We start from the raw sequence: 10,788 nt of genomic DNA on the forward strand, positions 1-10,788 counted from the left end.
GTTTTTGTCACGTTAAATTCTCCTCAAGCATGTCAAAGATGTCTCCCATTTCATCCATCTCAAGATCCTGCGCGCTGAAATCGCTCGGCGTAAATTCTTTCTCCTCTTTGGCCGTGCAATGGCGGATGATCATTAAGAGATTGTCTTTAAACCGCTGCATCTGTGTTTCGACGGTGCTTCTTTCATATTCTTCCTGATTGTATGAGCAGGAAATGACGAAGCGGCCGCCTGTAACCATCCCGCTGAAGCTCAGTGCGTATAACGCCTCTGACTCTTCGCTGACTTGACGTCCCATATCATATGGAGACGGCTCAAACCATTCCGTTTTCACTTCATTGTCAAACTGCCCCAAGTAGTTAAAACTGATTTCAGGCGCGGCGCCTTTTTCTGTTTCATCGGATGACAGATACCGGAGAATCCCGTATCCTACACCTTTATCAGGAACGCGCCGCACCGTCTCTTTTACCGTTTTAATGACGGAAGAGACGCCGTCTTCCTTGCTGATCTGCAGAATCAACGGATATTGGGCCGTAAACCAGCCGACCGTCCGTGAAATATTGACATTCGGTATGATTTCTTCCCGGCCGTGTCCTTCTAAGTTGATGCCGACTTTGCCGTTTTCCGTCCATTCACCGATCGTTAAGCCGAGCGCGCTGAGCAGAATGTCGTTGATTTCCGTCCCGTACGGATGATGAACATCTGTGAGCAGCTGTGCCGTTTCTTCCTCAGTCAATTCACATTTCACGGCCGCCGTATGTTTGACGAGCCGTTTGTTCGGATCATGGTCTTTCGGCAGCGGCTGAAGTTCTTCCGCATCTGCCTGCGCCCAATAAGCCGCCTGCTTTTTCAGCTCTTCTGATTGCGCAAACGAGTTCAGCGCCTCCGCCCAATCTTTAAAGGAGTGGGTTTTCTGCGGGAGGACGATGCTGTTTTGCTGCTGCGCCTGTTTATAACCTGAAGCGAAATCCTCAAGCAGAATTCTCCATGAAACCCCGTCCACGACGAGATGGTGAATCGCGATTAACAGATGATCGCCTTGTTCTGTCCGGTATTGCTCCGCTTTTAACAGCGGGCCGTTCTCCAGATCCAGACTTCCCTGAAGATGATCGGCAAGCCGCTGAATCTGGCTTTTCAGCATATCCTCGTCAGTTCCGTACAGATCAACGATTTCAAAGCTTGCCTTGCATTCTGTGACAGGGAGGTATGTCTGAATGATGCCTTCCCTTTCTTCACGGTAAACCATGCGGAGCGCATCATGGTGTTCAATCAATGCTTGCAGGGTTTTTTCCACCAGGTCCGGATCAAAGCCGTCTTTCGCGTGAAGCATGACGGATTGGTTCCAGTGGTGTTTGTCCGTGAAGTTTCGTTCAAAGAACCAGCGCTGAATCGGCGTTAAAGCCGCTTCGCCTTCGACCGGTTCTTGGTCGGCCTGCTTGCCTTCCGTCCGCTCCACATACGAGACGAGCTCTTCGATGGTCGGGTGCTGGAAGAGATCTTTCATCTCCAGCTTGTAGCCGTGCTGGTTCAGGCGGCTCGCCATTTGGATGCCTTTGATCGAGTCCCCGCCGAGCGTGAAGAAATTATCGCTTACGCCGATCTGGTCAAGACCGAGCACTTCCTGCCAAATGTCGGAAAGCAGCGTCTCCATCTCCGTTTCCGGCGCTTTGTATGCCGCGCTTCCCGCTTCAATGTCAGGCGCCGGCAGGGCTTTTTTGTCAATCTTTCCGTTTGCGGTGACCGGAAGCTCGTCCATCTCCACCCAGAACGCCGGCACCATGTAGTCAGGCAGCGTGTCTTTCAGCGCGGATTTGAGCGCTTCAATATCGTCCTGCTGAGGCGCGACATAGGCGCAAAGCGCGGTATTGCCCGCTTTGTCTTCCACGGCCGTCACCGCTGCGTCATGAACGTCCGCAAGCTGGGCGAGGCGGACTTCGATTTCTGAAAGCTCGATCCGGTAGCCCCGCACTTTGACCTGCTGGTCAATACGGCCGATGTATTCGATGCCGCACTGCGCGTTCCATTTGACGAGGTCGCCGGTCCGGTACATGCGCTCGCCGGGCACGAACGGATCTGCGGTAAACCGCTTCGCCGTTTCTTCTTCACGGTTCAGGTATCCGCGCGCCAGACCGCGGCCGGCCACGCACAATTCACCGGCAATGCCTTCCGGCTGCACCTGATCGCCGCCGCCGAGAATATAAACTCTCGTATTGGCAATCGCCCGTCCGATCGAAAGCGATCCTTCCTCCGGATTGATGACGCCGCTTGTCGCGACGACGGTGTTTTCCGTCGGGCCGTAGTTGTTGACGATCGTGTACGGCTGTTTCACCGCCCGCTTCAGCTTGTCGCCGCCGACGAGAAGCATGCGGAGAGAGGTATTTTCCAGCTCCATAAATTGTTCGGCCAGCTGCGTCGGCAGGAAAGTGATGGTCACGCCGTGCTCTTCGAAATAGTGATTTAAGCGGGTGATATCCAGCCGGATCGCTTCGTCAATGACGTGAAGCTCCGCGCCGATGGTCCATGTCGGGAACATTTCCCAGATGGAGGCGTCAAAACCAAAGCCCGCGTATTTGGCGCTTTTATCATCCGCCGTCATGGCGAATGCGTCGTGATGCCAGAAACACAGGTTCACCAGCGCATGGTGTTCGACCATGACACCCTTCGGCTGTCCGGTCGTTCCTGACGTGTAAATCATATAAGCGAGATGATCCGCCGTTGTTTCCGTCTGCGGGTTCGCTTCATCGTTTTCATCAAGCGGCAGGCTCAGAATGGAGCGGCTGCCGTCAAGCAGAATCGTTTCTCCGTTGTAGCTTTCCGGCACGTCGAGCGCTTCCTGTGTAAGAAGAAGCTTGGCGCCGCTGTCCTGCAGAATGTAGCTGATCCGCTCTTCCGGATAGTCGGGATCAATCGGCACAAATGCCGCGCCTGCTTTCAGGACGCCGAGTACGCCCGCGGCTATTTCCAAGGACGGTTTCGTCAAAATGCCGACACGTTCGTCAGCCGTGACGCCGCAGTCCATGAGAATGCGCGCGATCCGGTTCGCCCTTGCGTTCAGCTCGCCGTACGTCCATTTCGCGCCGTTGTATGCCGCGGCCGGCCGGTTCGCGTGGCGGGCGGCCGTTTCTTCAAAGAGACGGTGAACCGTTTTGTCCCGCGGCACAGAAATTGTTTTTCCTTTCCATGCGTTGAGGAGGGCTTGTTTTTCAGCATCGCTGATCAGTGAAATCTCAGGCAGCTTTCTGTCCGGACTTTCTGCCGCTTGCTTCAGAATCCGCAGGAACCCGGCGCTCCACTTTTCAATTGTTTCTTTTTTAAACAGATCAGTCGCATATTCAAACTGAAGGCCGAGACCTTCTTGATCCGTAAAGCCGCCGAGTGTCAGATCGAATTTCGCCGTGCCTTGGTTTGACTCATACGGAGTGATGCGCAGGTTCTCCAGTTCCAGTGTTTCTTTATCCGGATCTTCTGTCGTCACCATCACCTGGAACAATGGGTTACGGCTCATATCTCTCGGCAGGTCAAGCTTTCCGATCAGATCTTCAAACGGATAATCCTGATGCGCCAGCGCGTCGAGATTGGTTTGTTTCACCCGTTCGAGCAGCCCGGCAAAGGTCTGCTCTTTTTGCGTTTCATTGCGAAGCGCAAGCGTATTGACAAACATCCCCGGCATTTCCTGAACTTCGGCGCTCGTTCTTCCGGCGGTCACCGAACCGATAATGATATCGCGCTGCCCCGTGATTTTCCTCAAAAAGACATGGAACGCGGCGTGAAGCACCATATGAAGAGTCGCTCCCGATGATTCCATTAATTCACGCACCGCTTTTTCCGTTTCACGCCCCGCTCTGAAACGGACGGATTGTCCTTTAAAACTTTGAACCGGCGGACGAGGGAAATCGGTCGGCAGATTCAATTCAGGAAGCTCGCCGGAAAATGCGGAGAGCCAATAACGCTCATGGTCTTTCATCCGTTCGGCCTGCTCGGGTTCATTCTGCCAGACGGCGAAGTCTTTATAGTGCAGGTTCGGCGACGGCAGGCTTCCGCCTTTGTAAAGATGAGCGAGCTCTTTGACCAGCATGCTTCTGGACACGCCGTCGGCAATAATATGATGCATATCCAGCAGCAGCAGGTGTTTCTTTTCATTCAGTCTGACAAGAGCGGCCCGAATGAGCGGAGCCGCACTCAGATCGAACGGCTTAATGAATGCCTGAATGATAAGATCCGCTTTCTCCTCGTCTGCTGCTTCAAAGATGTGCAGGTCGATGTCAGCCTGTTCTGCGATCTGCTGCATCGGGCGGCCGTTTTGATCGATAAAGGACGTCCGCAAAGACTCGTGGCGATTGATCATCTGATTGAGCGCTTCCTGAAGCCTTGAAATATTGACTTCTCCTTCCATCAGAAGAACGGACGGCATATTATAACTGATTGTCTCCCGGTCAAGCTGGTTCAGGACGTACATCCGTTTTTGGGCGGATGATAACGGGTACGCGTCTGCACTGTCGGCCGGTGAGATCATCCGATATCCCTCAGATACCGCTGATTTTTCGATATATGCGGCAAGCAGGCGGACAGTCGGCTGTTCGAACAGCGCTTTTAACGGAACCGTTTTGTCCAGTTCAGCCTGAATATTGGCGAGGAGCATCATGCCTTTTAAAGAGTGCCCGCCGTAATCGAAGAAATTATCGTCAATGCCGAGCGTATCCGTACCGAGTGTCTGTTTCCAAATGCGGCACAGCTTTTCCTCCAATTCCGTTTCCGGCAAGGCTGAAGCTGTTTGCGCCGTTTGGCTGACGCCCGGTTTCGGAAGGGCGTTTTTATCGGCTTTTCCGTTGGCTGTGAGCGGAATGCGGTCTACTTGCATGAAATAAGCCGGAAGCATATGAGACGGCAGTGTTTCGGAAAGCCGTTTGCGAAGCTCAGAGCCTTTCAGCCCGCTGTCGGCTTTATAGTACGCGCACAGTTCCGGCAGCCCGCCTTCGCTGACTGCGAGAACGACCGCCTCCTGAATGCCGTTTACGCTTAACAGCACAGTTTCAACCTCTTTTAATTCAATGCGGTAGCCCCGGATTTTCACCTGATCATCCGCACGGCCGATAAATTCAATCGTCCCGTCAGGAAGCCTGCGGACGACATCTCCCGTTTTGTACATGAGGCTGTCCGGTGAAAAAGGATTTGAGAGAAATTTCTCCGCCGTCAGCTGCGGACGGTGAAGATATCCTCTGGCAAGCCCCTTCCCGGCAATATAAAGCTCGCCGCTTGCGCCCGGAGGAACGAGCTGCATTGCTCCGTCCAATACAAGCGCGCCGGTATTCGCGATCGGGCGGCCGATGACGGGACGCTGTTCATATTGATCAAGGCGCTCCATATTGATCCGTCCGGCAATGGCGCCGATCGTCGTTTCCGTCGGCCCGTAGTGATTGATGAAGTCGGTATGGGCGTATACGTCATGATACTTGCGGACATCGGACGTGATGATCTTTTCTCCGCCGAGCACCACTAAACGAAGCGGGCTGAAACGGCGTTCTGACGTAAAACGGGCTGTATTGACGATCATATGGAACAATGACGGCGTCAGTTTCATATACGTAATGCCGTTTTTCTGTATATACTCACCAAGCTGATCAGGCGCGGTGTACATCTCTTTCGGCACAATGTGCAGCTCTCCGCCCGCCTGAAGAATCGGGAATATAGCCGTATAGCCGAGATCAAATGCGTAAGAAGACAGCAGCACAGATTTGTCAGCTTCGGTCAAACCGGCTTCACGGCTGAACCATGTGACATAATTGATTAGATTGCGGTGCTCCAGCTGGACGCCTTTCGGTTTGCCCGTTGTTCCCGAGGTATAAATGATATATGCAAGCTGGTCGGCGCCGGGCTCCGTTTCAAGCCGGCCGGCGCTTTCGTTCTGCCATTCTCCGTCTTCCATTACGACCGTTTTTCCTTTATAAACGGCGGCCGCGGTCATGTTTCTTTCATTGACGACCAGAAGCTTCGTTCCGCTGTCTTCAAGAGAGTAGCGGATTCTCTCTTCAGGAGTCTCCGGATCAATCGGGAGAAATGCCGCTCCGGCTTTCATGACGCCGAGAATCGCGGTAATCAAGTCGGCCGAACGATCCATCATAATGGCTACGATGTCCTCACTGCCCGTTCCGCAAGCCTGAAGGTGGCGGGCAAACCGGTTCGAGCGTTCATCAAGCTCACGATATGTCAGACTTATTCCGCCCGCAACCGCCGTGAGATCAGGCGTTTTTTGCGCTTGCCGTTCAAACAGCGAAACAAAAGTGCCCTCAGGCAGATCCGCTTCCGTACGTTTTTCATCAGAAAGGAGCGCTTCCCGTTCAGGAGCGGACAGCAGGCTTGCGTCGGCCAGCTGAATATCCGGATTTTCAGCGCAGGCTTTAATCAGATTGACAAAATGAGCGCTCCAGCGGCGGATGGTTTCGTCCGCAAATAAGGCTTTCGCGTAATCAAAGCTCAATCCGACCTCTTCTCCGCGTTCAGCCGCTTCTAAGGAAAGATCAAATTTAGCGACATGATGATGCATGGAGTATGAAGAAATCTCCAAATCTCCGAGCCGCAGGGCCGGGATCTCCATGTTCTGCATATTAAATAACACGCTGAACAGCGGACTCCGGCTTGTGTCCCTCGTTAACGGCAGTTTTTCAATTAATTCTTCAAGCGGATAGCTTTGATGCTCAAAAGCTTGAAGGCTCGCCGTTTTCACCTCATCCAGAAATTGTTTGAACGTTTTTTTGCCGGCAGGATGCGACCGAAGCGCAACTGTGTTGACAAACATGCCCGGCACGTCTTGGAGATCAGGATGCTGTCTTCCGGCCGCCGGAGACCCGACTATGATGTCTTCCTGCCCCGAATATTTGGACAGCAGCACTTGAAAAGCGGCTAACAAGAACATGTACATCGTCGTATCTGTATCAGCCAGCAGCTTCTTAATCTGCGCCGTCACCTGTTTATCAAGCCCGAAGATGACGCGTTCCCCTTCAAAACTGCGCTCGGCAGGACGCGGGAAATCAAGCGGCAGATCCAACACCGGCAGATCGCCTTTGAACGTATCAAGCCAGTAGGCTTCGTGCTGATCGAGATTTGCTTTTTCACGCTGCCAGACTGAAAAATCCTTATAATGAATCTTTGGCAGCGCAAGCTCCGTGCCTTGATAAAGCTTCGCAAGATCACCGATGAAAATGCCCATTGAGCTTCCGTCCGTAATAATGTGGTGCATGTCAATCAGCAGAAGATGCCGGTCTTCTTCAAGCCGGATCAGCTTCGAACGGACAAGCGGCGCGCGGTTGAGCGCAAACGGCCTGATAAAAGCTTTTGTCAGCTCTTCTGCATCTTCTTCCCGGCCCTCGGCGGTTTCAAGCTCAAACGACACATTTTTGTGAATGGTCTGCACGACTTCTCCCTCTGCCATGTCAAACGACGTACGCAGTGTCTCATGACGGTTGATTAATGCCTGCATGGCCTCCTCAAGACGCTTTTTGTCTACTGACCCTTCCAGCAAAAGTACAGCAGGGACGTTGTAGCTCGTGCTTGCCTGTCCGAGCTGATTAAGGATATACATCCTGCGCTGTGCTGAGGAAACAGGATAATGCTTCTGATAAGGCGCTTGTCGGATCGGTTCAAACTGCTGCTCCTCCTCGCTCTCATGCTGCAAATAATGCGCAAGCTCCTGAATGGTCGGCTTTTCAAATAACACTTTAATCGGCACTTCTTTTTGAAAGTGCTCCTGGATTTTAGCGGTCATCATCATGGCTTTTAAAGAATGTCCGCCAATCGTGAAGAAATTGTCAGTCACACCCGCTTTTACACCGAGAATGCCTTCCCAAATGTCAGCGAGTTTCTGCTCCGCTTCCGTTTTCGGCGCTACGTATTCTTTTTGAACGGCTTCAGCCTGAGGCTCAGGCAGCGCTTTTTTATCAATTTTTCCGTTCGCCGTCAGCGGAAACTGATTCATCTGGATGAAGTGCGCGGGAATCATATATTCCGGAAGTGATTCCGAAAGCGTTTTGCGCAGGTCTTCCGGCGAAAGGGCTTGGTCTGCCGTAAAGTAAGCGCAGATTTCATTTTCATCCGCTTTATTTTTCCGGATCACAGCCGCAGATTCCGTCACATTCTCCGCCTGGCTGATTTTCGCCTCGATTTCGCCGAGCTCGATTCTGAAACCGCGGACCTTTACTTGGTTGTCAATTCTGCCGAGAAACTCGATCGTGCCGTCCGGAAGCCACTTCGCCAAGTCCCCCGTCCGGTATATCATTTCATCCGGTCTGAACGGATCGCGGACAAACTGCTTCTCCGTTAATTCAGGCAGGTTCACATAGCCTCTTGCCACTCCGCTTCCGCCGACGCACAGCTCACCGGGCGCGCCGATCGGCTGGAGATTGCGGTTTTCATCCATAATGTACGCAGTGGAATTTCCGATCGGCTTCCCGATCGGGACCGAACCGTCATAATCCTGATCAATGAGAAAACTCGTCGAAAACGTCGTATTCTCCGTCGGCCCGTATCCGTTCCAAAGCGACAGCTCCGGTGATGCCTTTCTCACTTTGCTGACGATATGCGGCACAAGTGCATCACCGCCGATGATGAGGTGCCGGAGCGTGTTAAACATGCCGGCATCCTTTTGGGCAAGCTGATTAAACAGCGGAGACGTCAGCCACATGGTCGTGATCCGCTGCTCTTTCAGAAATTGGGCGAATTGTCCGGCGTCAAGCAGCGTCTCTTTTTTCACCGGGTGCAATGACGCTCCGTTCAGCAATGCGCCGAAGACTTCGAAGGTTCCGGCATCAAAGCTGACGGCTCCCGTTTGCGCCATCCGGTCTTCTTCATGAACCGGCACGTAATTCGAATGTTTGACGAGCCTGATGATATTTCTGTGTTCAATCATGACGCCTTTCGGTTTGCCGGTCGATCCGGATGTATACATGATATACGCCAAGTCGTTGCTGCCGGTCGGAAGATTCAAGTCTGTTCCGCTTACCGTTTCATCCGCGCTTTCATCCAGCATGACGACCGGGACTTGCAATGTGCCCGCTTGTTCTTGATAGTCCTGAACTGTCAGCACGAGCCGAATCGAGCTGTCTTCCGCCATAAAGCGGAGACGGTCCTCCGGAAAAGCCGGATCAATCGGCACATATGCGCCGCCTGCTTTTAGGACGGCAAGCATTCCGACAACGGTTTCCGCAGACCGGTCGTTCATAATAGCGGCGGTCCGGCCTTTTTCCAGCCCGCTCTTCACAAGGTGTCTCGCCAGACGGTTGGCCGCTTCGTTCACTTCACGGTAGGTCCATTCGCGTCCCGCTTCTTTTATCGCGATGCTTGCAGGCGTCCGGTTTGCCTGTGCTTCAAACAAACGGTGAACGGCCTCCTCTTCCGGAAGCGCCGTTTTCGTATCATTGAATATCTCAACAATCTGCCGCTCTTCTTCGCCTGAAACAAGGCCGAGTTCCCGCACGGGCGCGTCAGGCGTTCCGACCGCGGCTTTCATCATGCGGGTCAGATGGTGCGCCGTTCGTTCGATGGCATCATGAGCGAAAGCCGCTCCATTGTATTTGATTTTGACAGTCCACGTTTTTCCCGGATACACGATGAGATTGAAATCAAAGCTCGTCTGCTCAAAAGCATGTTCAACTTTAATGGAAAAGCCGAGTCTTTCCTCCATGCCCCCGTTTTCCAGCTCTTTGTCCAGCGGATAGTTTTCAAACGCGACCAAATGATTTAAGAGGCTGCCGTCTAGGGCGGAGCGCTTTTGAATGTCATAGAGCGGCACATAATCATAGCGCTCGGCTTCCACGGCGTTTTTCTGAACTGCCGCCATCACGTCCGAAAAGGCTGCATCTTTGTCAATCTTGATTCTGACGGGAATTGTATTGATGAACAGCCCCGCCATCGTTTCTATGCCGTTGATTTCTGAAGGACGGCCTGATACGACGGTGCCGAACACCACATCGTCTGTATAGTTGTATTTGCTGAGCACCGCACCCCAAACGGCCTGAAACAGGTTAGGCCCCGTGACTTGATGTCGGTTGGCGGTCTGCTGAATCTGCGCGACCAGCTCTTCATCCCAGACAAAAGAATATTCTTCATTTTGGTAGTCTTTCTTTTCTGATGCCAGACGGCCCGGGAGCAGGCTCGGCTGTTCGAAATCCGCCAGTCGGCTGCTCCAATATTGTTCCGCCTCCTCATAATCCCGGCCTCCGAGCCATTTGATATAGTCAGAGTAAGGTTTGCCTTGGCTTCCCCCGGCAGGCCGGCCGGCACGAAGCGCTTCATAGTTTTGGAACAGGCTTTTCATCAAAACGCCCATACTCCAGCCGTCCATGACGATATGATGATTGCTCCAGACGAGATACAGCTCCTTCTCACTGAGTCTGAACACCGCCGCTTTAAAGAGAATATCTTTCGCCAGATGAAAGCCCTGCTGCTGCACGCCGCGTTTATAGCGTTCAATATATTCGGTTTGGCGCGATTCATCTAATTGACTGATATCTTCATAGTGCACCTTCGTCTTCCGCTCCGCCAATACGACTTGGCGCGGTTTTTGAAGCTGCTGGTGCACGAATACCGTACGCAAAATGTCATATGTCCGGATCAGCTCATTGACGCTTTTTTCAAAAAGCTCCAGCTGAAAGCTTCCGTGAATCCTAAGCTCTAATTGTGTGAAGTAGGAGGAAGAATGCGGATCAAGCAGCGCATGATACAGCATTCCCTCCTGCATCGGTGTGAGTGCATACACCTTTTGAATCGATTTTTTGCTCATATGTCACCTCTGTCTTTTCT

The 10,788-nt window shown here is 52.7% G+C and carries 1 protein-coding gene; it reads right to left on the minus strand.

All coding sequences use genetic code 11. The features are described from left to right. Positions 1-7: 7 nt before the first annotated feature. Positions 8-10,768: a surfactin non-ribosomal peptide synthetase SrfAB gene (gene srfAB / locus NQS30_RS12205; protein WP_167340473.1), complete on the minus strand. Its 10,761-nt coding sequence runs from the start codon at positions 10,766-10,768 to the stop codon at positions 8-10. Positions 10,769-10,788: the final 20 nt, after the last annotated feature.

The sequence above is a fragment of the Bacillus sp. B1(2022) genome, assembly GCF_040259625.1.
In the GTDB taxonomy this organism is placed as follows: Bacteria; Bacillota; Bacilli; order Bacillales; family Bacillaceae; genus Bacillus; species Bacillus velezensis.